Source organism: Halomonas hibernica (genome assembly GCF_013183775.1).
Taxonomy (GTDB): Bacteria; Pseudomonadota; Gammaproteobacteria; order Pseudomonadales; family Halomonadaceae; genus Vreelandella; species Vreelandella citrativorans.
Genome location: NZ_VIFN01000011.1, coordinates 74,411 through 98,548, shown reverse-complemented (window position 1 = coordinate 98,548; position 24,138 = coordinate 74,411). Strand labels below are relative to the sequence as shown.

Genomic DNA, 24,138 nt, shown 5'->3' with positions numbered 1-24,138 from the left:
ATATAAGCACCGTGTTTTAGCGAATAGATGCGCAAAAAAAGGGGTAGTCTATTTCTCGTAAAGCTCGCTATTGGGAGTGCTGTACCTTTAATCTCCGCCAAAGGGCTTGATCAAGACGAATCTCAGATTACCCTTCAACTACCCCACCGCCGGTGACACTCGCCATGATGAAAACAGCGTTAGCCCTAGGCACCATGATACTGATCAGCGGGTGTAATCAAGACACCAATACCGCCGCATCAAGTGCCGCCGATTCAGATACGGTAGCCGAGCAAAGCCAGCTCTCTCACGAGGTTACCGATCAATGGGTCGGCAGATGGACTGGTGTGGAGGGTTTATACCTTGAAGTCCAACAGGACGAGACGGCAGGCCCCGGCCATTATCTGCTTGAAATGCAGTACGGCCTGGACGCCGACCAACACGGCACATTCGAAGGGCAAGCCACAGACGACGGCATTAGCTTCAGCCGCGATGACGGCCAGCAGCGACTTCGCGCCGGAGACGGCGAAGCCACCGGCTTGAAATGGCTAGCGGAGAAGGAAGACTGCCTGGTAGTGCAAGCAGGCGAAGGCTACTGCCGCGACTGATTTTCCCGGCAATCACAAGAAGCGGCTACCTGCTTTCGGGTAGCCGCCCATTCGCAAGAATCGTTAAAACCGGGAAAACTTATTCGCTCGCCACTTCAGAAAAGTGGCCCGACTTATCCAGGCTAAATTCAAGAAAATCCCGCGCCAGGTAAAGCGCGCCCGAATAGGCGCTTTGGGCCTCTTTGCGGATATCCTCAATGGAGGGTGATGCCAAGGGGTTTAGCTGATAACGTGGGCTAAAGTGAGTCAGCACCAGGTTGGGCAGCGCTACCGATTCGGCAAAAACAGCCACAAGCCTGGCGTAGCTATGCCCTACTTCAAGCGCCTTCTGGGCCATTTCCTGCGTATACGTGGCTTCATGCACCAGCACTTGCGCCCCTGCGCACGCTTCCCACAACAGCTCAGGCTGGGCATTGTCCCCCGCGATGACCACTTTCCTGGGTTTGTGTTTGAGGAGTAAGAATTCATGGCTTGTTAATGTCTCACCCTCGAACTCAATATCGAACCCTTTTTTCAACTGCCCCCACAACGGCCCTCTGGGGACCCCCTTTTGGATGAGCTTTTCGATGTCCAAAGCAGCGTCGACGTTTTTCTCTGTCAACGCATAAGCATAAGACGCCACCCCATGGGAAAGCTTGAACGTGGCAACCGCCATGTTTTCAAACTCAATGCTCGGCAGGTCATCTGAGCAGATAAACTCCAGCGCGAAAGGCAAGCTTAGCTGCGTGGCCTCGCAAGTAGCCTCCCACCACGCTTTGATACCTGCGGGTGCGACAATGGTAAGCGGCGCTTTTCGGCCGTTCATTCCCGCACTCGCCAGTATGCCCGGCAGCCCATAGCAGTGGTCGCCGTGCACATGGGTAATCAAAATGGCGTTTAATGAATGAAACGACAGCTTCGTACGCAAAACCTGATGCTGGGTGCCCTCTCCACAATCGATCAGGTACCAACCTTTGCCCTTACTCTCGCGCACAGCAATGCCAGTCACATTTCGGCTTTTGGTGGGCACACCGGCGGAGGTGCCCAAGAACAGTAGGTTCATATCCTTCCAGTATCTCTATGGCATGGGGCGTGGTATAGCCGCTCAACGATGTGGAAAATACGATTTTTCATTACCAACCTGCCAACGCTAACCTTTAGCGTGTTAACGATCCGTCTATTAGACGCTGCTTTTAAGCATATTAAAGCTCATTACTGCTAACAGTGATTAAGTAAACTACGCCCACAAGGGGTTGAACAGCACATGATAGTCGCTACCACTCTTTTGAATTGCCCTATTGGCTTGGCTCTCAAGATTTAAAAAATCATCGTCCTCATTAAAGAATGATAAATCAGGAACAGAAACATGCTCTTCAGGCTTCCCTTTAAACTCACGATCCTCCTGGTTGCCTTGGTGGCAGCGAGCGTCATCTGGCAGCGAACCACGTTTATGCTGATGGCATTAACGCGCATTGATCCGCTACCCGAAACCTATGCGTTGGTCGAGGAGGAGCAATACGCTGAAGCGGCTAACTACTTGGGCTTCTTTATGCCCTATGACTACGTGGGCGATGCCCCTGAAGCACAGGCGCTTTATCAAAGTATTGAAGACCAGCGAAGCGATTGGCGTTACCAGCTCAATAAGCTGGGCGAAGGTTTATTCAAGGGCAGCAGTGACGAAACCATTGGGCAAGTTGCCAGCGTTACCTCAGATTTTTTTGTGATAGGTGACCTGCGTGACTTGGCTTACCAAGGCTTAAACCTTGCACAAGGCGAAGAAGTTGACGAATTTTTAGTCGCCCTGGCAACGCTAGGATTGGTGGCCACATCCGCACAAGTAATAAGCACGATGGGCGCCAGCGCTACTGCAGGTGCCGCAACGCCTGCGGTAGCAGGAACCACGATCGCCAAAAGTAGCCTGATAGCGCTTAAGACCGCAAAAAGAGTTGGCAAGCTGCCAGGCTGGCTAAAAACCTCGGTAATGACGGCCGCCAGACAAGTGCGGCAAACCGGGAACATGGGCCAACTACGAAACATGCTCGGCGACATCAATAGTTTGGCCAAAACGCGTGGCGGTTTAAATATGCTGTCCAATACCCAAAATGCCACCGAACTGCGCCGAATGGCACGCTTTGCCGACACCTTCGGTAGCCAAAGCGCCACCTTGTACCGAGTGGGCGGCAAGGCCGCTGTTGATATTAGCCAGCGTACAGCCACCTTGGGAAAAGAGACCATTTTGCTCGCGGCGACCTTCGGCAAAACAGGCTTAAGAGTGCTGGATAGGGTGGGCGCGCTGACATTCACCAAGCTTGCCAGCCGCAGCACCAAAATGGTGTATAAAGGCGACCTATTGGCCCTTATCGCTAAACTGCTTTTAGCACTCCCCGTGTGGCTGCTTTATGGCGTTATCGCGTTTGCCGCCTGGTTATGGGCGCCACGCTGGTTGATGTCGGCTCTGAAGCGGCAGCTCTGGTTACGGCCACAGGCGGAATAAGCATCCAGCCGCCTAAACTGACAGCGGTCAACATAAGCGCTAATAAGTCACACGAACGCAATACACATGCACCTTTCATGTGTTACCAATGGTCAGGCAACCCACTCTCTTTTAGGGACGATTTGCCATGACAGCCATCAACGAGAAAGTCTTTATCAGCCCCGGCCGCTACGTGCAGGGGGAAGGTGTTACCGCCCGCGCCGGACACTATGTGTCAGCGCTCGGGAAAACGGCGCTGCTGATTGCCGACGATGTGGTTTGGGACATCGCGGGTAAGGAGCTAAGCGCGAGCCTGGAAGGCGAAGGCGTCAGTTTCGAGCGCGCAGTGTTCGAGGGTGAGGCTTCTACCCGCGAAATCGACCGCCTCGTTGAGCTCGGCCGCAAGCAGCAGGCAGATGTCGTTATCGGCTTTGGTGGCGGTAAAGCCATCGACACTGCCAAAGGTGTGGCTGAAAAGCTCGAAGCGGCCTGTGCCATACTGCCAACCACTGCTTCTACCGATGCGCCTACCAGCGCCTTGTCAGTCATCTACAGTGACGATGGCGAGTTTGAGTCCTACCGCTTCTACAGCAAGAACCCCGACCTGGTGCTGGTCGATACCGGCATCATCTGCAAAGCGCCGCCGCGTTTTCTGGCCTCGGGCATTGCCGATGCACTGGCCACCTGGGTTGAAGCACGCGCCGCCATTCGCGCTAACGCCAACAACATGGCAGGCGGTAAAGCCACGTTGCTAGGCGCGACCATTGGCGAGAAGTGCGAAGACATCCTTTTCGAACACGCCATGCTGGCCTACCAAGCCAACGAGGCGCAGATCGTCACGCCCTCATTTGAAGCCGTGGTTGAGGCCAATACGCTGCTCAGCGGCTTGGGCTTTGAAAGCGGCGGCCTGGCGGCAGCGCACGCCATTCATAACGGCTTTACCGCCCTGCATGGAGAAATCCACAATCTGACCCACGGCGAAAAAGTAGCTTACGGCACGGTCGCGCAGCTGATTCTCGATCAAGCGCCGCAAGCGGAGCTTGAAGAGTATTTAGACCTCTACCTGGCGCTGGGCCTACCGGTGACGCTGAAAGCACTGAAGCTCGACCAGGCAAGCGAGGAAGATCTTTATCGTGTAGCCGAAGCGGCGCTTAAAGAGGGTGAATCAAGCCATAACCTGGCGTATGAGCTAACGCCCAAGCAGATTGTTCACGCTATTAAAGCGGTGGATGTGCACGCGCGGGCGTTTATGGAGAAAGTGGGTTTGAGCGAGTAAAGCCCACAAGGCACATGGCGCCACGTGTGTGGCGCCATATTGATCGACTAGCCCTGCGCCGGAAATCAGGTAGCAGCCGTCGAGGATGATCCCCGGCACCGCATTCACCCCGGCTTCCATGAATCACTACTCTGCCGCACGAACGTCATGCGCGTACTGATCAGAGCGGGCGATGGCCTCAGCGGCGTCGCCATAAAACCCTACCTCAATGGCCATCGTGAGAAAACCGACAAGGAATTAACAGGTAGCGCTTTTCAAGATGGAAAAACCACCACGTCATCCCCCTCTTGCCATGGATGAAACTTGGTCATGGCCTGCAGAAAAAAACGCGTGTTCCATGACGATACTAACAAGCTTTTCACGAATATAAGTAACAAACTGCTCTGTACCTAAAATGAATGTGAATATATTCGCCACTAGTATAGCAATGCCTGTACTTTGAAAAAGCTGCGACATTAGAACTAGGATGTATTGTATAATGCTATCTTGGCTTGTCAGGCCCGACGATATTAATCCGATCAATATTAAAATTACTGATAGGTAAAACCATTTAGAGAAAAATCGTGTCAAGTCTACACCTCATTGTATTTCTAACGCCGCCAACACGCGCAGCTTTGTAGTGGAGGCGAAGCCGCAACGAAAAAGCTGTCACCGTGCTTGGCATTGTTAGGGGAAGCCAGAATCGGATGAATATGCGTGATTAATAATAAAACAGCTACACTCCGTTCCTAGCAGATTTAATATCGAGAAGGTTGATCTTATCAATTTTATCTTTATGGATTATGATAGTTAGCCTTGCCGGATACTTAAACCTCATTTCACTTATCCGAAATGTCCATAACATGATTTTCAAAAGGTCTTCGTCGCTGATATTTTTATGCCCTTTAATGCGTGCAATTCCCGATCCAAATATCGGTGTAGATACACTTTTCTGAGCATATACATTATTTACCTTGTCCCAGAAGCTTATTAGAAACTCCAAGTATTCAGGCATTGTGAGTATGGCTTTGTTGTTCTCATCGAATTTTGAAAATGCGGTCAATAAAAATTCTTGATATATGCAAATTGTACCGATTTGATAACGGATCTTCTTTCCTTCTTTTCTCGCATCATTAGTTTCAATTATTTCACTGGATTCAAAATTATATCCTTCGATATATTGATCTAGCTCGGAAACAGGAACCTGAAGGTGTTCATTTACGAAGATACCATTTAGCGACCTTTCAGCAATAATCTTGTTGTCAACTTGGGTATCAAAATACTCGTTAAATGCAATCGCTTTTAAACCTTCCTGCAAAAAAATATCACCGACCTTGATCGTAACATCGCTGCCTTCAATGCTAATATCAATCTTGTTGAGATTGTTTGACCATATCCAAATTGCAAGATAAATCAGGATCAACAACCCAAGAAAACCCCACCCGTAGAGAGTTTTGTTCTCAGTCGGAATGTCAACGAATAAAACTACTAATGATAAGGTGGCACTTATCACAGAAGTAATCTTAAGAAAGTTCTCGATTACCCTCCTGTCAAAAAATCTAACTTTTGTCATGTGCGGACCCCAAGACTCATGCTGTAAATCCTCATATCTTGTATATGAATATGCTTGGGTTAGTTTTCGTTCCTACCATGAAATCCTCATCACGCAATGATTTTTCAACAAGACTCTTTTTCCACGGAACATGTAGGGTCGGAACATTTTTCATCGAGTCTCTAAATATTGGCAAGTTATCCCATAGCTTTTTTACAGCAGGTTTCAGGGACCCATTCGTCAGAAGAGATTCCTTAGAATCATACTCAGGGTATATAGCGATAACTGGTAGCCCTTGATTATTAATTCCGTAATCTATCTCTTCTCGTAGCGCTCGGGAACTTTTTGTATTTGAGCTAAGGAAAAGCACGATATTTTTCGATCCCCTTAGACGCTCCCTTAGTCTTGGCTTCAGGGTCGATTCCCAATCACTGTTGTCTCGGACGCTGTAGTTCTTGTTATGTGAATCGTTGAAAGGGAACGCTGCATCAGCTCCCTTCCAAGCACGCAACATGCTGTAGTAACAGAAATCCTTGGTTGCATGAGCACCCAAGGCGCTGGGATCAAAAGGCTCTGCAACGTAAAAAGCCGTGTAGTTTCCGTTTCGGTATGCCATTTACCCTCCTAGATTGATAGTTTTTCTTTCATGCGTCGTAAATTGGGGCAAATTACAGCCCCTAACACCTGAGTTAAGCCGACGTGCGTAGCGGAGCCAACAACATGGCAAGCTGTTCTGCCATGTTGTTGGTATAGCGAAGCGCGTTCGGCTTGAACGAATTGTTAGGCATCAGCCTTTGTCCCATGGAAGTAGTTCATCAGTCCATTGGGGTGGCGGGTCTGTCCGCTCGCAAAGCTATAAAATTCCTCTCCGCCTTGCCGTTGCGCCGCGCTGAACTCAGGGTCTGCTTGCATGGCCATGGAGTCAAAGCAGAATTCAATAGCTCTGCTTGAGTCTCCGTTGAATAAAGGTGAAGAGGTTCCCATTGGGCGAGCAAGATATCCATGACCGATTGAGATGAACGATATGAGTTGCTCATCACTATTGACCGGGATGTCAGCCCACTGAAGAGCTGAATCAAAGAAGCCAACGAGATAGCCACGAAAGAATTTGCTCTTTGTCTTCTGGTCGTAATCTTCAACCGTTGTGCAAATCATCAATTGCATTTGCAGCAGATCTGCAGCGCGCTGCATCTGTTGATGAACACTCTGGTCAATGTTCGCTTTTGCATCGCTCCACTCGGGCGAAAGCGCAACTTGCTTCTTCTTGAATATTCCAAACACGAAAATCTCTCCCCTGATGCCTAACACCTGAATTAAGCCGCGCCGCGAAGCGGCGTCGGCTTGAATGAATTGTTAGGCCCCGGCGTGATCATGGCGGGATGCCTAAGATAGCCGTAACCAGAGAAAGATGATTGCTGCAGCCAAGATGGCTGCTCCTATGCCAATCTGCTTGCGCCTTCTTTGCCCGATTCTTTCTTGCGCCATGTGAAGAAACTCATGTGCAATTGATCGGCGATAACCATCAATGGCGTGTGCAACCATCAGGGTAGCCATGATGTGGTCGTCCTCATCTGTGAATGCTGATGGATACTTCATGTCATACAAGAGAAGGTTCATTGTTGAGAGTGCAGCGGCTTTAGCGCGCGGCTCATCTACTACCTGTAGGACTGCCATCTTGAACGTCTCAGAAACCTCGTTCTGGTCGTTGAAGTGAAATTTGAGAGTGTTGTTGCTGACGGAAAGAGTTGCCCCATTGAGGCGATTGGAAAAAAAGTCCGCAATGGGCTGAATGTGATTGCGTGTGATCGACAACGCTGCCTGAGAAGCAATATCGAGGTCAACTTGGCTAGCCGTACTCTGGCAGGCCTTGTCGTTAAGTGGCTGAAATTTGATCAAATCAAGAGCCAGCTCAGGTGTCATTTTCATGTTTGAATCAAATCTCGAGTGTGTGTGACAAGGGGCCTAACAGTGATTATACGGAAGGCTACATAACCTCAATAAACGCGACGGCACATTCATTGAGGTTATGCTGCCGCAGAAACTGACTCTATCCCATTGTTTCTATTGTTCGCAAAGAAAAATTTGGCGTCATATCCAAAATTCGCGTGCCTGCGCGTTTTGCCGGTTTCAATCATACTGCTGCTGGAGCATCACTCTGCAATGCGCCTACGGTCGAAGGACACAATCCAAAGGTCTCGCGATAAACAGGTAAGCAATTACACCAGTCCCACACACACCAACTCCCCACCAAACCACTGCTGCTTGAGCCCCCGCTGCTTTTCCAGAAGCAGCGTCAGATACTCGTGCAATGGGTGGGCAGCTGGCAGCGCAGCAAGGTGTTTGCGCAGCCTGCGCTGATAAGGAAACTGCTCAGCAGGCACATGCAGCGGCGTAGCATTCTGGGTAAGCCATTCGATAGAAGGCAGAAGTAAGTGCGTGGCGTTACTATCAAGCGCCAGCGTAACGCCTTTAACATCAAAGTCACCGGCGTAAATATGTGGCCGATGGGTTTTGCGCCAAGCATCGGCCAGTAACGCAAAGCCGCCACCGTAGTGGCTGTCGCCACGGTAGACGACCAGCGGGTTTGTGTAGCCGCTCAGTGATGCAATATCCGGCGAAAACTCATAGAAGCTGTCCAGGTTTTCGACCTGAATCATGGCGCTGAATGCGCTCAGCTTTAGTGTCTGTATATCTACATCGCGAATAGCGCGTGGTTCGATGGCAAGCCCCGCTATTGGCTGAGGGGGAAAGCTTACAAGCACCCGCCGTGCGCGGGGGCTTTCGCGGTTGGCTTTATCTTCCTCCACGCCCTCTTTAGCTTGGGCGCTGCTGGTCAGGCCGCTGAGGGAGCGGCCTAGCGGTGCTATTCGGGCGCTGTCTAATACATCGTTGATCTGCGCGAGCAAGGCGGCGTCAAAGCGCAGCGTTTTACTGTTTATTCGCGTGGTCAGGTCAATATCATGCTGATTACACCAAGCCACCACGTTGTTTACCCATTGGCCGCGGGGCTTTTCCACCGAGGGTTGGCGGAGCAGTTCGCGGGCGACATCGTTTAGCCTATTACGCGCACGGCTGGATAGATTCATACGGCCAGCTGCAGTTCAACGTCGTGGATCAGGCGCAGGTGATTGTAGGCACTCGCCTGGGTCTCCTGCTGTTTAAGGCGAAACGCGCGCTGGTCGCTGCGCGGCAGGCCCTGGTACTCGGCAATCACCTGGAAGAGCCAGATTTCATCGGGCCACTCCAGCGGGCTTTCATGCAGGTATTCAAGCGCGCTGACCGGCTCGGCGTCGGGCTGGTCGATCACGCTTAAATAGAAGTGTTCCACATCCTGCTTTAGCGCCTGTTGGCGGGCGGCGGCCAGGCTGCTTTCTTGCGCTTGGGCGGGTGCCGCTGCTTCGACTGTTTGCGTGGTGTGGCGCGGCTGGGGAAGCTGGTGCAGCAGGTCGGCGAGTACCTGGCACTCCAGGTTGCGATCCAGCGCTGGGGCGGCCGCTGCGTTTAGTGGGGCGGCTTGATTGACCAAGCTTGGCACCTCGCTGCGCCGGGCGTAATTGCTGGGCACAAAGCCTGGGTGCTCGCGCATAAACGCGGCCATGCCGCTGATCAGGCGGCTGCGCGCCTGCTGCTTGCGAAAGCGCGCCATCAGCTCGATCAAGCGCCGCTGCACTTCGCGCAAACCGGTGTAGTGGTGGCTTAACTGCTGCTGAAGCTGGCTGATCAATAGTTTGCGCAGGCTGCCGTCGCTGCCTACCAGCTCTATCAACTCGTCAAAGTTAATCAGTGCCAGGCCATCCAGAAGTCTTGCGATCTGTTTCTGGGCGCGGTCGTTTTCGCGAATTTTATCGTTAAGCTGGCTGACGAAACCAAAATCGCTATTCAGCCGCTGCCAGAGGCTGTCGATGGCATCGGCGAAGCGGCCGTTTAGGTCGTCGACTTCCTGGCGCAGGCGCATTAGCTGCTGCTCCAGCCGCCAGTGCTCACCTCGGCTACGCGCTTCGCGGTAGCTGTGTACCAAGGAGCGAATCAGCTCCAGGGTTTCCGCTACGTCGGCGTTCACATGGCGGCGGGTCTCGTCGGCGAGCATTTCGGCGATCAGCTCGCGCACCTTTGGGGCAAGCTTCACGCCGCTCTGCTCATCCGGGCGCCACAGAATACGCGCCGCCAGCATCTTACGCAGCGCGCTATCGCTGAGCGATTCCAGCGGTACTTCATCGCGAGTGTAGGCCTGCATCAGCACGTCAGAATGCTTGCCCAGTAGCGCCAAGCGCTCAGCGCCTGTTTTGAGCAGGCGACTCTCCAGCTCATTCACACTTTTGCCCACGCTCTTATTCACAACAGGGCCTCCTGCGTGCCTTCTTCTCCTTCGGCATCAATCGGCAGGTTCTCTTCATCGCGAATAAAGCGCACCAGGTCCACCAAGTAATCAATCTTGCCGGTGATCACAAATACCTGACGCTCGGAATGCGGCTGAAGCAGGTAGCCGTGCTCTTTCAGGCGCTTAAAGACCTGCTTTACCTGGGCATCGAGTTGGTCACTTTGTGAGCCAAAAAAGCTGTCGGTAGCCAGGCGTTCCAGCCGCTCGCGCAGGCTTTGGTTGTCTTCACACTTGGCGCTGAATTCGGCCGGTTTGAGTACATCGCCGGGGGCGGCCAGAGTATCGCGACCCAGCGCTTCTTGAACCAGCTGTAGCCACTCCAGCAGCGGCAGCAGGCTGTTGAGCGTCTCGCCCAGTTGGCGTGAGAGCTGATCCCGGGCGCTGTCATTCAGCTGTCGCCAGGCCAGAAAATAGACGCTGCCGTCTTCGTTGCTTGCCAGGCGGCGGTTAAGTGGCCGCAGGTAGGTGTCGATCTCCTCGCGGGTTTCTGCGTTGCTCAAGTGGCGATAGCCGGTTTCATCGCTCACCGGGCAGATAAACTCCCCGGCGAGTAAACGCTCAAGCAGTGGGCCATGTTCGATCATGCTGTCACCTCCTGCTGACGTTCCTGGAGCCGCTCGGCCAAGCGGCTCAGGCGCGGTTCAATGCGTTTTAACACCCGTTTATTGGCGTTAGCGTTATCGCGGTCAATCAAGTAGCGATTGGCGAACAGCAGCAGCACGTCGGACTCAGGGTTAGGGAACGCGCCGACAATATGAATATGGTTGCTGTCACAGGCCTCAAACAGCTTTTCTACGTTGTGATAGGCCAAGGTGCCGATCTCATCGATGGGCCAGTGGATGGCGATTTCTGCGTCGCCGCGCAGCAGGCGGGTAAATGCGAGCAGGAATTTGCACAGAATCAGGTACGCCATGCCGTGGCTGGAGGACTCCAGCAGCTGGCGGTCGTTTTTAATCACCAGGTCCGTGCCGCCTTCGTTCAAGTGCAGCTCCAGGCGCAGCAGGCTTTCAAAGCTGTACTGCTGGTCGCTGCGCAGTAAATCGACCACGTCGGCAAGGGTGTTCAGGTAATCGTCGCTGGGCAGTGTCTGGCCGGATTCGCGCCACTCTTTATAGCGCTGAGCGAACAGCTTCAACGGCTCCCAGAAGCCCAGCTCGTCGATGGTGGACTGAATACGCACTTCGGCTTTGGTGATGCCTTCCAGGCGCAGGTCGTCGGCGACCTCTTCCGAAAGCCGGCGACTCTGGGCGCTGATGCGTCGGTTCAAATCGCGGAACACGGTAAAGAATTTATCCAGGTCGTCGCTCAGGTTGCGGCCTTCCTGGATCAACTGCTGCTGTTGATCTTCAAGCAGTTTGAGCATGTCGCGCAGGAGCGGCAGCTGTAGGCGCGGGTTGTCGCTTTGCAGCTTGCTGCGCTCGCTCTCCAGCGCTTCGGCAAAGCCGCTGCTGGCGTCCTTGATCAGTTGGCTTTCAACGTCCAGGCAGCCACGGCGCAGCTGCTCGATGAGCTGGTGGCGATTGCCCAATGCCAGGCGGGCGCGCTCAATGCGCTCGTCCACATCACCCAGCGGCGCCGCCGGGGCCTGGCCATCGGGTTCAATGGCGAGGCCTTCCAACTGTGTCAGCAGTGGCTTTAAAGCTTCCAGGCTGGTGTGTTCGCTTTCACGCTGCGTTTTAAGCGTGCTGACGGTGCTTTGGTGAGTTTTACGCGCGGCCTGAAAATCGTTTTTCAGACGCTCTTTATCGCGTTGAAGCTGCTGTTCGGCTTGTTCGAGTTCGGCTTCCTGGGTAACCAGCTGCGGCTTGTGCTGCCCCCACTCCACGCGCATAAAGCGGGTGTATTCGGTGAGTTCATCCTGACGGGCGGCGGTAACGCGGATGCGCTCCTCCTGGCTTGCCAGCCGCGCCTTGGTGTCTTTTAGCTGTGCCGGGTCGACGCCCTGTTCGGCCAGCTCCTGGCTGAAGGCTTCTTCCAGCTCCGCCCGTTGGCGCTGGTGTTCGGTGTTGGCGTCGCTTAGCTGCTGCTTGTACTGGCGCAGCTGGGCATCCAGGCTGTCCAGATGGCTTTGGCCGTCGGCTTTTAGCTCTAACAGCTGGCTTTGATGGGTTTCACCCAACGCGTTAAGGGCTTGCTGTTTCTCTTCACGCAGCTCGGTTTGTGTTTGTTCCAAGCGGGCTAACGCGGCTTGATGAGTGGCGCGGCGCTCCTGTTGATGCTTGGCGTGGCGCTCTTGCTGCTGGCGGCGCGCCTCGGTCGCAAACTCAACTTCCTGCTCGGCACGCTTATGAGCCATACGGCCCTGATCCTGAGCTTCATCGGCCTGTTGGACGCGCTCGTTATGCTGTTTAAGCGCTTTCTCGGCCGTTTGGCACTCTGCCTGCGCACGTCGTTTGGCGCTATCTGCTTCTTCGATGGCGGCGAGCAGCGTGGCTTCGTCCTGGGCGTAATCAGGCAAGGCAATGGCCGAGAGATCCAGCGCCAGCCCAAACAGGTCGTCGCTGCCGCCGTCGGCTAGTTGAGGCGCTAGATCGCGTCGTTCCAGCAATTCCGGGGCAATCACTTTGCCCAACTGCTGCTCCCAACCGGGGCGATGGTAGCGCAGAAAATGGCGCAGGCTGCCCTGTTCAGGATCACGCTGCTGGTAAAGCGCGTAGCTGCGCTGCTCGGCGCGCTCAAGCTGTTGGCGAAGCTGAACCAGTTGCTGCTCGGCATCGTCCCGGGCGCGGCGGTTGCTTTCAAACTCGCGGCGCAGGCCGTCTAGCGTGGCGGCCGATGCGCTGCGCTCCTGCTGGGCTTGATCCAGCCGCGCCTGGGCAAGCTCAGCATCAGCCGCTTCTTCAGAGGTTTGTGTTGAAAGCGAAAGCTGGGCTTTTAGCTCGGCCAGCTGCTCAACGCCCAATTCAAGCTGCGCCTGATACTCGCCTTCCAGGCGCTGGCGCTCCTGTTGATAGCGCTCATTAAGCTTCTGCTCGGCCTCCCACTGCTGTTCACGACGCAGGGCTTTCTCTTCCACCAGGGCATCAATTAGCTCCTGGGCTTCACCGGTCTGGCGGGCCAGCGCCTCGGAAAGCTCACGCAGGCGCCCATCAAGCCGTGCCTGGCTCTCTTTTACCGCGTCCTGCATCACGCTCAGATGGGCACGCAGTTGATCACGCTGCTCCCGCCACTGGGGCAGCGCATTGATGTCGCGCTCCAGGGCGGGCATGTCCGCCTCAGAATAGTGCTCGTATTGGGTTTGCAGATCATTAAGGCGGCGCAGGGTCTGCTGTAAATCGCTGACCACTTCGCTATGGCGGTCGTTAAGCTCATCCCGCGCCTGGGCGTAGTCGCTTTCCCGCTGCTGAAAATCGCGCTGATGGCGGGCAAGCTCGGCGTCCACATCGGCCATGCGCCGCTCAGCCTGCTGGCGGTCATCTTCAAGCTGGGGCTTAAGCTGCCAGAGGGTGGCATCCAAATGGGCAAGCTCGCGGTCAATCCCGGCAAGCCGGGTGAGCGACGCCTGTAGGGGTTCCAAGCGCATGGATTGGCGCATCTGGGCAATCCATTCACGCGCCTTGGTGTTACGAATCCGCGTGACCGGCAGCTCAACGCCATCCTCTTCGAAAATCGCTGCCAGCATGGTTTTGAGGGTATCCATCTTGCCCTCTTTGGCATGCACCGCCGACACCAGCTTTTCAATATGGCGAATGCGCCGCTCGGGCTTGACTAGGCTGAACTGCGCAGCGATCTGGCGCAGCTTGAGGCCGTCGCGACTATTGCCGTGTAGCTGAGTAAAGTCGTTTTGAATCACCGAGCGAAATTCAGAGGTCGCGCCCAGCTTGGACGACACCGGCGTGCCGCTACGGCGCAGGCCGCTGGCCCACTGGGTGTAGTCGAGTGCGGTCACGCCCGCCTCGCTCTCCACCAAATAATCTTCCGGCTGATAAGGCCCGCCCACAAAGCGGTACTCTACCCCGCCTTCGGCTTTACGGGTCAGCACTGCCTGGCAGATGTTGCCCGCCTCGCGACGGTATTCATACACCAGGTAGCTGTTGCGATGCGGCAGGTAAAACGCATCAAACTTCATGCGCGTTTTGGGCACTACCTTATTGGGCAGCTCGCCATAAAACACCGGCACCAGGCGCTGAAGCGTGGTTTTACCCGAGGCGTTGGTGCCGCAAATATTGGTGTGGCCATCCACACTGAGTTCAACCACGCCTTCAAGGTGGCCGTGAATCATCACGATGCGTAGCAGGTGGGCCATGCCGTGTCCTTGATCGATAGGGTTTCGAAAACGACTATCTTGCCAGACACAATGCAAGGCGACACCTACTGGATGACTCGACTCACCGATTCACTCTCCCAAACGCTTTATGTAATCATTAACCCACTAGCGACTTAAACGCTCAGCAATTACATTCACGCCCACGCTTCACTTTCATTGCAGGAAACCGCCATGCCCCGCTACCCCGAGCACCTTACCGGCGAAGGCCCGGTTAACCCCTTTCCGGGAATTAAAGTACTTGAACGCCGCCTGGGCCGAGCGATCCCCCATCAGTTGGGTTCCAACGAAGGGCTGGACATGCCTCACCAGGCACTGCGCGAGCACTTTGGTGATGCACTGGCGGCGCACGCTTACAGCTATGGCGACGCCGAGGCGTTTGGTGTGCGCACCCGGTTAAGCGCCCAGCTGGGCACGCCTTTTGATCACCTGTTGGTTGATGCGGGTGCCGATAGCCTGATTGCGCTGGCGCTACGCACTACCTGCGAGCCCGGCGCTACGGTGGTATGCACGGCGGGCACCTATCCCACGTTTGGCTACTTTGCGAAAGGCCAAGGCTGCCGCCTGATTGAACCTGGCTACCATGAAGCGCCCGGCGTGCTGGCGCCGGACCTGGAAGCGCTGGCCACCGCCGCGCAACAGGAAAACGCCCGCCTCGTTTACCTGGCCAACCCGGATAACCCCAGCGGCCACCTGCACAGCGACAGTGCCATTATCAAGTTTCGCGAGGCGCTGCCAGATACCTGCTGGCTGCTGCTGGATGAAGCCTATGGCGATTTTCGTGATGATGCGGGAAGCGAGTTTTCGGCTAACGCGCTACCCGGCGTGATTCGCCTGCGCACGCTTTCCAAAGCCCACGGCTTAGCGGGGCTGCGCATTGGCTACGCCATTGCAGAGCCTGACGTACTGGCTATGATGATGAAGGTGCGTATTCACTACGCGGTTTCCGCACTGACGCTGGCCGCCGCCGAAGTAGTACTCGACCATCCTGAAGAAGTGCGCCAGCACGTGGCAGATGTAAAAGCCCGCCGAGAGCAGTTGGCCGAGCACTTTCGCTCTTTAGGGGCCGATGTACTGCCGAGTGCCACCAACTTTATCGGCATTCGCCTGCCCAGTGAGGAACTGGCCGTCCACGTACATCAGCAACTGCTTTCAGAAGGTGTGCTTGTCGCTCGCCTGGCGCACCCGGCGCTCGCCAACGTGATACGCATTACCGCCGTAGCGGATGCCCTGGTGCCGGGCCGGCTGGCAACGCTTGAGCAGGCTATTAAAGGGCACGCTTGATAAGGCAACTCTTTTTACAGGAAAGCCCCTGCCAAGGCAGGGGCTTTCTCGATACTAGCGCTACCCGAACGTTACAAATCAAGCGTTAGGCAGTGCCGCGATAACCATGATTTCCACTTTCCACTCAGGCTTGGCAAGCTTGGCTTCAAGCGCGGCGCGAACCGGGGTACGCCCTGCGACTACCCACGCTTCCCATGCCGCGTTCATCTGATCAAACTCGGCCATATCGGTTACCCATACCTGGGCAGAAATCAGGTGCTCTTTTGAGGACCCTGCCTGAGCCAGCAACTCATCAATGCGCGCAAGCACTTGTTCGGTCTGGCCACGCATATCTGCCGTGGCGTCGGCGGGCACTTGGCCTGCTAGATAAACCGTGCCGTTATGAATAGCCACTTGGCTCATACGTGCATTGCTTTCGTAATAAGTAATACTCATGAAGTCTCTCCGTCATAAGAAATACAGCTGAGATTACCGCGTTTACATTTAAAATGCTTGCCTGCAAATACACCAACTTCTTGCTGCATTCAGACAAGCGATTTACCTACCCACTGAACCCTACATACCAGATCACTAAAGGCACCGAGGCCAAAAACAGGATAGAGACCATGGCAAGCAACCCGTCTCTGGTTAAGAGCCCGGCCGCGAAGCAGGCGATAGCCGCAGATGCTATTGAACCCGACGTGGGGATGACTTCCATAAACGGCATAAAGGGTGTCACGGCCAGGATAACGGCGAGTGGCAGGTACAACCAGGGCGGCTTGACGAAAAATACCCAGCGCGGTTTGAGAAAACGCTCAACAAAGTGCACCGGTTTGCGCAGCCAGTTAATCCCTTTACAGAGTTTATGGGTAGATAGCGCTTTGCGTGAAATGAAGCCTGGCAGCCAGAGGCAATCCCGCCCCAGCATTATCTGCGCCACGAGAATAAACTCAATGAAGGCCACAATGGCAGTGACTCCCGGAATCGAGCTTGCGGGAGACGTCGAAATGAGGGCAAACATGAGCATCAGTGACGCAAAGGAGTGCGCACCAAGCTCGTCCACAAGCGACCCGATCGTTACTTTTTGCCCTTGAACCGAGTGTTCAAGGTGGTTCAGAACCTCGCTGAGTGCCCGCGTCGTGTGTTCGGCCATTATTGAGCTCCCAGCTCGCTATAAAGCGTGCCAGGCCGTTAATCAAGCACCTGTATCCATGGCATGCAATAGCTGTCTACAACAACGGCACTGTCACTGTGGAGTGTAGTTTAGATGAGTGTCATCAAATGTTAGATGTCGAGCCAATGGATGGTGTGAGAAAAGGAGGGTATGAGCAATGTTTGCAATGCTTTATGGTATTTTTTGGAATGCCAAAAACCAAAAAAGGGCCTAGCGATGAACGCTAAGCCCTAAAATTTGGTGCCGGTGGCCAGACTCGAACTGGCACACCCGTAAAGGCGGCGGATTTTGAATCCGCTGCGTCTACCAATTCCGCCACACCGGCAATGGATGCGCATTATACGGAGATAACCACGCAGGTCAATCACATTGACTGACTTTATCTAGCGAAGGGGGTATCCTATGCCGCCTGTTTGACCACCGTTAAGAGCCAACCCATGCAGCGCGCGGACTTTTATTTCGAGCTACCCGATGAGCTGATTGCTCGCTACCCTTCTGAGCAGCGCAGCGACTGTCGTTTGCTGTGCGTGGATGGCCAGAGCGGCGCGCTTGAGCATCGCCAGTTTACGGACCTTCTTGAGCGTTTAAACCCCGGCGATTTGCTGGTATTTAATGACACACGAGTGATTCCTGCCCGCCTGCACGGCCATAAAGCCAGCGGCGGCAAAGTGGAGATGCTGCTTGAGCGTCCGCTGGACAGCCACCGGGGCCTGGCACATATCCGCTCGAGCAAGTCGCCCAAGCCCGGCACCGAGCTGATCTTTGAAGGTGATATTCACGCCGTGGTAGAAGGCCGCCGCGACGCGTTGTTTGAGCTGCGCTTTTTAGGCGAGACGCCAATGATCGCGCTGCTGGAGCAGCACGGCCATATGCCACTGCCGCCTTATATCACCCGGGAAGATGAACTCAGCGACCGCGAGCGCTATCAAACCGTTTATGCCCGCCGAGATGGCGCCGTGGCCGCTCCCACGGCGGGCCTACATTTTGACCAACCGCTGCTGGATGCCCTGGCTGAAAAAGGCATCAACAGCGCGTTTGTCACTCTGCATGTGGGCGCGGGCACTTTTCAGCCGGTGCGGGTGGACAATATTCTTGAACACCATATGCACAGCGAATGGATCGAGGTGTCAGAAGCCACCTGCCAGCAGGTACGCAAGGCGCAAGCCACAGGCAACCGGGTCATTGCCGTGGGCACCACCAGCGTGCGCTGTTTGGAAAGCGCCTGCCAGAAAAGCAGCGATGGGCAGATGGCGCCCTACAGCGGGGATACGGATATTTTCATCTACCCCGGCTACGAGTGGCGCTGTGTGGATGCGCTGATTACCAACTTCCACCTGCCGGAATCGACACTTTTGATGCTGGTGTCGGCGTTTGCCGGTTATGACACGATGATGAACGCCTACCGTGAAGCCGTTGCCGAACGCTACGCTTTCTTTAGTTATGGCGATGCGATGCTGCTCACCCGCTAAGCGCCTTTACGTTGCCCTTAGCGTTTTACCGATGATTTTTTGACGAGTTACCACAATGCGAAACGAATGCTTTATGCGCTTTGAGCGCTTGGCCGACGACGGCCGCGCTCGTCGCGGTCGCCTCCACTTCCCCCGTGGCACGGTCGAAACCCCTGCGTTTATGCCGGTGGGCACTTACGGCACAGTAAAAGGCATGACGCCAGACTCCATCAAGGAGATCGGCGCTGAAATCATTCTGGGCAACACCTTCCACCTGTGGTTGCGCCCCGGCACCGAGGTCATTGAAGCCCACGGCGACCTGCACGACTTCGCCCAGTGGGACAAGCCGATCCTCACCGACTCCGGCGGCTTTCAGGTGTTCTCATTAGGCGAGACGCGCAAGATCACCGAGCAGGGCGTGCACTTCCGCTCGCCGGTAGATGGCAGCAAGGTCTTTATGGGGCCGGAAGAATCCATGGCCGTGCAGCGCTCGCTGGGTTCTGATGTGGTCATGATTTTTGACGAGTGCACGCCCTACCCGGCCACTTACGAGGAAGCCGAGAAATCCATGGAGCTGTCGCTACGTTGGGCCAAACGCTCACGCGATGCCCACGGTGACTCGCCTTCCGCACTTTTCGGCATCATCCAGGGCGGTATGCACCCGGAGCTTCGCGAGCGCTCGCTCAAAGGCCTCTTGGAGATCGGCTTTGACGGCCTGGCGATTGGCGGGCTTTCCGTTGGCGAGCCCAAAGAAGAGATGATCAAGGTGCTGGATTACCTGCCCACCTGGATGCCAGACGATAAACCACGCTACCTGATGGGCGTAGGTAAACCGGAGGATCTGGTGGAAGGCGTGCGCCGGGGCGTCGACATGTTCGACTGCGTCATGCCGACCCGCAACGCACGTAATGGCCACCTGTTTACCGCTGACGGTACAGTCAAGATTCGTAATGCCAAGCATCGCCATGACACCAGCCCCCTTGAAGAGGGTTGTGACTGCTATACCTGCAAGAATTTCTCGCGCGGCTATTTGCATCACCTGGACCGCTGCAATGAAATGCTCGGTTCGATGCTCAATACCATCCATAACTTACGCTACTACCAGCGTGTAATGGCTGATTTGCGCGCGGCAATCGAAGCGGGTACATTGACGACCTTTGTGGAAGGCTTTTATGCTCGGCGCGGCCTGCCGGTGCCTCCCCTGGCCGAATAGTCATCACCCGCTCTGGCGGGTGAATCAAGGGCCGCTTATCAACATAATTGTTAATTAGCGCCCCCTCTAACCCTTTCACCCATTAAGGGTCTTAACCCAGGAGTTCTCTGCAATGCTGGATTTCTTCATCTCATCAGCCCATGCCCAGGAAGGGGCAGCTGGCGGTGGCATCGCACAAATCGTTATGTTGGTCGGCTTTGTGCTGATTTTCTATTTCCTGCTGTGGCGCCCCCAAGCTAAACGTGCCAAGCAGCACAAACAGCTGGTCACCGGCCTGGACAAAGGCGATGAAGTCGTGATCGGTGGTGGCCTGGTTGGCCGCGTCACCAAAGTCAGTGATGAGTTCCTGACCCTGGAAGTATCTGAAGGCACCGAAGTCAACGTACAGAAAAACGCCGTTGCTGCCGTGCTGCCGAAGGGCACCATTAAGTCCATCTAACGCTTAAAACACCCCTGCCGATTCAGTGCCAGCCACCCCGGCAGGGGTGCCATGGTAGATACGATGGTAAATTTTGCTGTGCGTGGAGCTCCCCGCACAGCAATTCCGTTTGTAATTGAAGGCAGGGCTTGCATGCTCAACCGTTACCCCCTGTGGAAGTATCTGCTGATACTGGTCGTCCTGGTGGTTGGCCTTATCTATTCGCTTCCCAACTTATTCCCCGAAGATCCCGCTATTCAGCTCAGTAGCGCCCAAGGCGAAACGCTGAATGAGCGCCAAATTGAACGCGTTGAGAACGCACTCGGCGAAAACGGCATCGCTGTTAAAGGCGTCGAAGAAGTTAACGGCCTGTGGCTGATTCGCCTGCGTAACGACAACGACCAGCTCAATGCTCGCGATATTGCCGCCGACCTTTTAGGCAATGACGCGACGGTCGCACTAAACCTGGCAGAAGCCACGCCGGCCTGGCTGCAAGCATTTTCCGCCTCCCCCATGACACTGGGGCTTGACCTGCGCGGTGGCGTTCACTTCCTGTTGGAAGTAGATATGGAAGCGGCACTCACCCAGCGCCTGGAAGTGAATGCCAGCGCCATGCGCGAGCTGTTGCGTAGCGAGCGTATTCGTTACCGCAATACCGATGTTGAAGGCCGCTCCCTCTCCATCGACTTTGCAAGCACTGAAGACCGCGACAATGCACGCCGTTTGATCAGCCGTGACTTCCCCAACTTTGACTATACCAATGAAGGCAGCGGCCGCTCCTCCAGGCTGGTGATGGCGCTGAGCGATCAGACCATTAACGAAATTCAGGACTACGCCATCAACCAAAACTTGACCACCCTGCGTAACCGGGTGAACGAGCTGGGTGTTGCCGAGCCGATGGTGCAGCGTCAAGGTCCTAACCAGATCGTGGTTGAACTCCCCGGCGTACAGGACACAGTGGCCGCCAAGCGGATCGTGGGCGCGACCGCCAACCTTGAGTTCCGCTTGGAAGCTCGTAACGACACGCCGAGCATGGAAACGGAAACTCACGTATTCCGTAATGATGCATCACGCTCTGCTGAGCTAATGCGCGATGTGATCATTACCGGCGACAGCGTTTCCAGCGCCAGTAACAGTTTTGATGAAAACGGTCGTCCGCAGGTAAATATCAACCTGGATGGCACTGGCGGCACGCTGATGAACCGCGCCACGCGCACCAATATTGGTCGCAATATGGCGGTGCTATTTATCGAGCACAAGAGCGAAGATACGGTCGTCATTGACCCTGAGACCGGCGAAGAGACGATTGAGCGTGAGCCTTATGTAGAGCGCGGCCTGATAAGCCTCGCCACCATTCAAAGCGCGCTGGGCAACAGCTTCCGAATCACCGGGCTCGACTCTCCCACTGAAGCTGCCGAACTGTCGCTGCTGCTACGTTCAGGTGCGCTGGCGGCGCCGATCTACTTTGTACAGGAGCGCACTATCGGCCCAAGCCTGGGTGCGGAAAACATTCAGCGCGGCCTGCTCTCTGTTCAGGTGGGCCTACTGCTGCTCGTGCTGTTTATGCTGGCGCGCTATAAAGTGTTTGGCATTTTTGCCAACATTGCGCTCGCCCTTAACCTGACGATTCTGGTCGCGGTCATGTCGATGCTGGGCGCCACGCTCACCCTGCCTGGCATCGCGGGCATCGTGCTAACGCTGGGCATGGCGGTGGATGCCAACGTCCTGATCTTTGAGCGAATACGTGAAGAGTTGCGTAACGGGCTGTCGATTCAGCAGGCCATTCATGCAGGCTATGAGCGTGCCTTTACCTCGATTGTCGATGCCAATATTACCACGCTGTTAGTGGCGATCATTCTGTTCTCGATTGGCACCGGCCCGGTCAAAGGCTTTGCGGTCACACTGTCTATCGGCATCTTGACGTCCATGTTCACCGCGCTAATGGTGACACGTGCCTTGGTCAACCTGACCTATGGCAGCAGGCCCGTCAAAAAGCTATGGATCTGAACAATATGGATCTGAAGAACCTAGACTTAAAAAGCATGGATCTGAACCACGTGCTCAGCCCCGAATGCAAGAGGTGGCAATGAAACCCCTATCACAACTGCAAATCGACTTTATGGGGCGGCGCAATATTGCGTTTATCGCCTCTGCCGTGATGCTCATCGTGTCGATTGGCGCCCTGCTCTCCCAACAGCTCAACCTGGGGCTCGACTTCACTGGCGGCACACTGATCGAAGTTCGCTACGGCGCCGCACCCTCGCTGGATGCCATTCGCCTTCTGCTGGTAGAAAGCGGCTTCCAGGATGTTTCTGTACAAACGTTCGGCGCATCAACCGAGGTGCTTATTCGCCTGCAACAGGCCTTTGATCCTGACGTTGGCAGCGACGTTGTCAACCTGCTAAGTGCCAGCGGAGACAGCGTTACTCTGGTGCGCGCTGAATTTGTTGGCGCCCAGGTGGGCGATCAGCTGCGCGATCAAAGCGGCCTTGGCCTGCTGGTCGCGCTCGGTGTGGTCATGCTGTATGTCGCTTTCCGCTTCCAGTACAAGTTTGCCATCGGTGCGCTGTTGGCGCTGCTTCACGATGTGATTATCGTCGTGGGCGTGTTCGCACTCTTTCATCTTGAGTTCGACCTGACCGTGCTGGCGGCGATTCTGGCGGTTATCGGCTACTCATTGAACGACACAATCGTCGTCTATGACCGTATTCGTGAGAATATCCGTACGTCACGTATCGACGATATGACGCAGATCATCAACGAAGCCATCAACGCCACGCTATCGCGCACGCTGGCAACCTCCGGCACGACCATGCTGGTACTGTTTGCCCTGTTAATCCTCGGTGGCGATATGATCGAGAACTTCGCTATCGCCTTGCTGATCGGTATTGGCGTCGGCACGTTCTCCTCCATCTACATCTCTGGCGCGCTGCTTCTGCCGCTCAAGCTTTCGCGTGAGGACTTGATCCCCACCAAAAAAGAGCTTGATGAAGAGGAAGAAGAGCTGCCGTAACAAACCGTTCTTGTATAACGACAAAAGGCTCTGCCGGGATAACCCGGCAGGGCCTTTTTAGTGGTTGGCTGGCAACCTGGAACGTCTACCACTCAACATTCACAGCGTGCTATTAACTACCAGCCATTCATTTCCAACTATTCATTTACTACCAGCCCATCAAAAATGCGGCGCCAGTTGTTTGATCAGCGCCTTGTAAAGACGTGGACCAGCGGCCATCAGTTGGCCTTCCACCTTAACGCTCGGCTGACCATCGGGCGTGCCCATTAGCGCACCGGCTTCTTTCAAAAACAGCGTACCCACCTGCATATCCTGCTCTTCCATACCCAGTACAAAGGCGCTGTCCACTCGGCCGCTGGCCAGCTCACACATGTCCAGCAGGCCACAGCCCGTCGCGACAAGAGTTTCTACCTGAGGTGCAAGTTGTTGGGTAACGGTAAGAAATGCCGGCAAGTTGCCAGGACGCAGCCACGCTTCGGGCAGGCTCATGGCTAAACGCGTACCGGTAATCGCGGTGGGTTTGCTAACCCGCATACGCTTGCCATTGTGTTGAGCGCCACGACCACGGCTGGCGATATATTCATCATCGCCAAACGGTGAGATAACCACCGCGTGTTCCGGGCGGCCTTTAACCAGACACACCACTGAGAGAGCAAAGCCTTTACCCGCTACCGCTAAATTAGAGTAGCCATGAATGGGTTCGATCTTCCAAACGGTCTCACTACCTTCGTCTTCACCCGCTTTATGCGAGGTGTAGCGACCCACATAGCCGTGCTGGGGGTAGCCACGCTCCAACTGGTGGATAATGGTCGCCTCGGCCTTGCGCGCCGTGTCTTCAAGCAGACGGTCAAGATTGGATTCTTCATGAGCGTTTTCGATACGCTCACGAACACGTTGAAACTGTTCAACTGCGCTGCGCGCTGCGCGCAACGTAAATTGGACCATCGGATTCATGATCGGGCCTTGTCACAGTGATGTTAAAGAACGTTAGGCGAAGGAATAATTGCCTATGGCGCGCAATTCTAGCAGACCCCTCTCGGGCACGCTATCGACTCGTGCTAAACTGCTCGTTTTCCGCGTTTGTTCGCTATGTTCTTTATCAAGCCCTGTTCTTCATCAAG

General features: G+C 54.9%; 21 protein-coding genes and 1 tRNA gene. 9 read left to right on the top strand and 13 right to left on the bottom strand.

The annotated features are described in order from the left end of the window. The first annotated feature begins 164 nt into the window (after nucleotides 1-164). Nucleotides 165-587, top strand: a complete 423-nt coding sequence (locus FKN99_RS15030; protein ID WP_172118635.1) for a hypothetical protein — start codon at nucleotides 165-167, stop codon at nucleotides 585-587. 79 nt (nucleotides 588-666) lie between these two features. Here FKN99_RS15030 and FKN99_RS15025 read toward each other — a convergent pair whose 3' ends face one another. After that, entirely contained in the window at nucleotides 667-1,629 is a 963-nt protein-coding gene (locus FKN99_RS15025) for a ribonuclease Z (RefSeq protein WP_172118634.1), read from the bottom strand. Between the two features lie 303 nt (nucleotides 1,630-1,932). On the opposite strand from FKN99_RS15025, the gene FKN99_RS15020 reads away from it, so the two are divergent. Beyond that, nucleotides 1,933-3,060 (top strand): hypothetical protein, encoded by a 1,128-nt coding sequence (locus tag FKN99_RS15020; protein ID WP_172118633.1) that lies wholly within the window; start codon nucleotides 1,933-1,935, stop codon nucleotides 3,058-3,060. 127 nt (nucleotides 3,061-3,187) lie between these two features. Then, nucleotides 3,188-4,315, top strand: a complete 1,128-nt coding sequence (locus FKN99_RS15015; RefSeq protein WP_087110182.1) for a glycerol dehydrogenase — start codon at nucleotides 3,188-3,190, stop codon at nucleotides 4,313-4,315. A gap of 715 nt (nucleotides 4,316-5,030) precedes the next feature. Here the strand turns inward: FKN99_RS15015 and FKN99_RS15010 are convergent. The 8 genes from FKN99_RS15010 to FKN99_RS14975 all read right to left on the bottom strand — a co-directional run bounded on the left by FKN99_RS15010 (nucleotide 5,031) and on the right by FKN99_RS14975 (nucleotide 14,470). Continuing rightward, entirely contained in the window at nucleotides 5,031-5,867 is an 837-nt protein-coding gene (locus FKN99_RS15010; RefSeq protein WP_136869076.1) for a macro domain-containing protein, read from the bottom strand. Nucleotides 5,868-5,898: 31 nt separating this feature from the next. Continuing rightward, nucleotides 5,899-6,462 carry a TIR domain-containing protein gene (locus FKN99_RS15005; RefSeq protein WP_172118632.1) on the bottom strand — a complete coding sequence of 188 codons (564 nt, stop codon included), beginning with the start codon at nucleotides 6,460-6,462 and terminating at the stop codon, nucleotides 5,899-5,901. Between the two features lie 164 nt (nucleotides 6,463-6,626). After that, nucleotides 6,627-7,127 (bottom strand): hypothetical protein, encoded by a 501-nt coding sequence (locus FKN99_RS15000; protein WP_172118631.1) that lies wholly within the window; start codon nucleotides 7,125-7,127, stop codon nucleotides 6,627-6,629. 102 nt (nucleotides 7,128-7,229) lie between these two features. After that, nucleotides 7,230-7,772 (bottom strand): hypothetical protein, encoded by a 543-nt coding sequence (locus FKN99_RS14995; RefSeq protein ID WP_172118630.1) that lies wholly within the window; start codon nucleotides 7,770-7,772, stop codon nucleotides 7,230-7,232. A gap of 290 nt (nucleotides 7,773-8,062) precedes the next feature. Continuing rightward, nucleotides 8,063-8,932 (bottom strand): DUF7281 domain-containing protein, encoded by an 870-nt coding sequence (locus FKN99_RS14990; protein WP_172118629.1) that lies wholly within the window; start codon nucleotides 8,930-8,932, stop codon nucleotides 8,063-8,065. Continuing rightward, nucleotides 8,929-10,182, bottom strand: a complete 1,254-nt coding sequence (locus tag FKN99_RS14985; RefSeq protein WP_319941291.1) for a hypothetical protein — start codon at nucleotides 10,180-10,182, stop codon at nucleotides 8,929-8,931. The genes FKN99_RS14990 and FKN99_RS14985 overlap by 4 nt, the downstream gene beginning before the upstream one ends. Next, nucleotides 10,179-10,808 carry a condensin complex protein MksE gene (locus FKN99_RS14980; protein WP_172118628.1) on the bottom strand — a complete coding sequence of 210 codons (630 nt, stop codon included), beginning with the start codon at nucleotides 10,806-10,808 and terminating at the stop codon, nucleotides 10,179-10,181. Before FKN99_RS14980 ends, FKN99_RS14985 begins: the two co-directional genes overlap by 4 nt. Next, on the bottom strand, nucleotides 10,805-14,470 hold the full coding sequence (locus tag FKN99_RS14975) for an ATP-binding protein (protein ID WP_172118627.1): 3,666 nt from the start codon (nucleotides 14,468-14,470) through the stop codon (nucleotides 10,805-10,807). The genes FKN99_RS14980 and FKN99_RS14975 overlap by 4 nt, the downstream gene beginning before the upstream one ends. Nucleotides 14,471-14,662: 192 nt before the next feature. On the opposite strand from FKN99_RS14975, the gene FKN99_RS14970 reads away from it, so the two are divergent. After that, nucleotides 14,663-15,772 (top strand): pyridoxal phosphate-dependent aminotransferase, encoded by a 1,110-nt coding sequence (locus tag FKN99_RS14970; protein ID WP_172118626.1) that lies wholly within the window; start codon nucleotides 14,663-14,665, stop codon nucleotides 15,770-15,772. Between the two features lie 78 nt (nucleotides 15,773-15,850). On the opposite strand, the gene FKN99_RS14965 is transcribed toward FKN99_RS14970, so the two are convergent. The 3 genes from FKN99_RS14965 to FKN99_RS14955 all read right to left on the bottom strand — a co-directional run bounded on the left by FKN99_RS14965 (nucleotide 15,851) and on the right by FKN99_RS14955 (nucleotide 17,250). Continuing rightward, on the bottom strand, nucleotides 15,851-16,207 hold the full coding sequence (locus FKN99_RS14965) for a RidA family protein (protein WP_087106579.1): 357 nt from the start codon (nucleotides 16,205-16,207) through the stop codon (nucleotides 15,851-15,853). A gap of 106 nt (nucleotides 16,208-16,313) precedes the next feature. After that, complete coding sequence (locus tag FKN99_RS14960; protein ID WP_172118625.1) at nucleotides 16,314-16,904, bottom strand: exopolysaccharide biosynthesis protein; 591 nt, start codon at nucleotides 16,902-16,904, stop codon at nucleotides 16,314-16,316. 259 nt (nucleotides 16,905-17,163) lie between these two features. Then, nucleotides 17,164-17,250 (bottom strand) — tRNA-Leu (locus FKN99_RS14955). Nucleotides 17,251-17,362: 112 nt separating this feature from the next. Between FKN99_RS14955 and queA the strand changes: the two genes are divergently transcribed. The 5 genes from queA to secF all read left to right on the top strand — a co-directional run bounded on the left by queA (nucleotide 17,363) and on the right by secF (nucleotide 23,017). After that, nucleotides 17,363-18,394 carry a tRNA preQ1(34) S-adenosylmethionine ribosyltransferase-isomerase QueA gene (queA, locus tag FKN99_RS14950; RefSeq protein WP_172118624.1) on the top strand — a complete coding sequence of 344 codons (1,032 nt, stop codon included), beginning with the start codon at nucleotides 17,363-17,365 and terminating at the stop codon, nucleotides 18,392-18,394. A 73-nt stretch (nucleotides 18,395-18,467) separates the two neighbouring features. Continuing rightward, entirely contained in the window at nucleotides 18,468-19,586 is a 1,119-nt protein-coding gene (gene tgt, locus FKN99_RS14945; protein ID WP_087106573.1) for a tRNA guanosine(34) transglycosylase Tgt, read from the top strand. 112 nt (nucleotides 19,587-19,698) lie between these two features. Continuing rightward, a complete protein-coding gene (yajC, locus tag FKN99_RS14940) occupies nucleotides 19,699-20,025 on the top strand; it encodes a preprotein translocase subunit YajC (RefSeq protein ID WP_087106571.1) in 327 nt (108 codons plus the stop codon). 132 nt (nucleotides 20,026-20,157) lie between these two features. Further along, nucleotides 20,158-22,011 (top strand): protein translocase subunit SecD, encoded by a 1,854-nt coding sequence (secD, locus tag FKN99_RS14935; protein ID WP_087106568.1) that lies wholly within the window; start codon nucleotides 20,158-20,160, stop codon nucleotides 22,009-22,011. Between the two features lie 79 nt (nucleotides 22,012-22,090). Next, entirely contained in the window at nucleotides 22,091-23,017 is a 927-nt protein-coding gene (gene secF, locus FKN99_RS14930) for a protein translocase subunit SecF (RefSeq protein ID WP_172118622.1), read from the top strand. A gap of 159 nt (nucleotides 23,018-23,176) precedes the next feature. On the opposite strand, the gene FKN99_RS14925 is transcribed toward secF, so the two are convergent. Continuing rightward, nucleotides 23,177-23,971, bottom strand: a complete 795-nt coding sequence (locus tag FKN99_RS14925; RefSeq protein ID WP_087106565.1) for an inositol monophosphatase family protein — start codon at nucleotides 23,969-23,971, stop codon at nucleotides 23,177-23,179. Between the last annotated feature and the right edge of the window lie 167 nt (nucleotides 23,972-24,138).

Bases quoted from the DNA above. Each gene is read 5' to 3' on its own strand.
- FKN99_RS15030 (WP_172118635.1), top strand. From the start codon at position 165: ATGATGAAAACAGCGTTAGCCCTAGGCACCATGATACTGATCAGCGGG.
- FKN99_RS14965 (WP_087106579.1), bottom strand. From the start codon at position 16,207: ATGAGTATTACTTATTACGAAAGCAATGCACGTATGAGCCAAGTGGCT.
- FKN99_RS14925 (WP_087106565.1), bottom strand. From the start codon at position 23,971: ATGAATCCGATGGTCCAATTTACGTTGCGCGCAGCGCGCAGCGCAGTT.
- queA (WP_172118624.1), top strand. From the start codon at position 17,363: ATGCAGCGCGCGGACTTTTATTTCGAGCTACCCGATGAGCTGATTGCT.
- secF (WP_172118622.1), top strand. From the start codon at position 22,091: ATGAAACCCCTATCACAACTGCAAATCGACTTTATGGGGCGGCGCAAT.
- FKN99_RS14990 (WP_172118629.1), bottom strand. From the start codon at position 8,932: ATGAATCTATCCAGCCGTGCGCGTAATAGGCTAAACGATGTCGCCCGC.
- FKN99_RS14980 (WP_172118628.1), bottom strand. From the start codon at position 10,808: ATGATCGAACATGGCCCACTGCTTGAGCGTTTACTCGCCGGGGAGTTT.
- FKN99_RS14960 (WP_172118625.1), bottom strand. From the start codon at position 16,904: ATGGCCGAACACACGACGCGGGCACTCAGCGAGGTTCTGAACCACCTT.
- FKN99_RS14970 (WP_172118626.1), top strand. From the start codon at position 14,663: ATGCCCCGCTACCCCGAGCACCTTACCGGCGAAGGCCCGGTTAACCCC.
- FKN99_RS14975 (WP_172118627.1), bottom strand. From the start codon at position 14,470: ATGGCCCACCTGCTACGCATCGTGATGATTCACGGCCACCTTGAAGGC.
- FKN99_RS15015 (WP_087110182.1), top strand. From the start codon at position 3,188: ATGACAGCCATCAACGAGAAAGTCTTTATCAGCCCCGGCCGCTACGTG.
- FKN99_RS15010 (WP_136869076.1), bottom strand. From the start codon at position 5,867: ATGACAAAAGTTAGATTTTTTGACAGGAGGGTAATCGAGAACTTTCTT.
- secD (WP_087106568.1), top strand. From the start codon at position 20,158: ATGCTCAACCGTTACCCCCTGTGGAAGTATCTGCTGATACTGGTCGTC.
- FKN99_RS14995 (WP_172118630.1), bottom strand. From the start codon at position 7,772: ATGAAAATGACACCTGAGCTGGCTCTTGATTTGATCAAATTTCAGCCA.
- FKN99_RS15005 (WP_172118632.1), bottom strand. From the start codon at position 6,462: ATGGCATACCGAAACGGAAACTACACGGCTTTTTACGTTGCAGAGCCT.
- tgt (WP_087106573.1), top strand. From the start codon at position 18,468: ATGCGCTTTGAGCGCTTGGCCGACGACGGCCGCGCTCGTCGCGGTCGC.
- FKN99_RS15020 (WP_172118633.1), top strand. From the start codon at position 1,933: ATGCTCTTCAGGCTTCCCTTTAAACTCACGATCCTCCTGGTTGCCTTG.
- FKN99_RS15025 (WP_172118634.1), bottom strand. From the start codon at position 1,629: ATGAACCTACTGTTCTTGGGCACCTCCGCCGGTGTGCCCACCAAAAGC.
- yajC (WP_087106571.1), top strand. From the start codon at position 19,699: ATGCTGGATTTCTTCATCTCATCAGCCCATGCCCAGGAAGGGGCAGCT.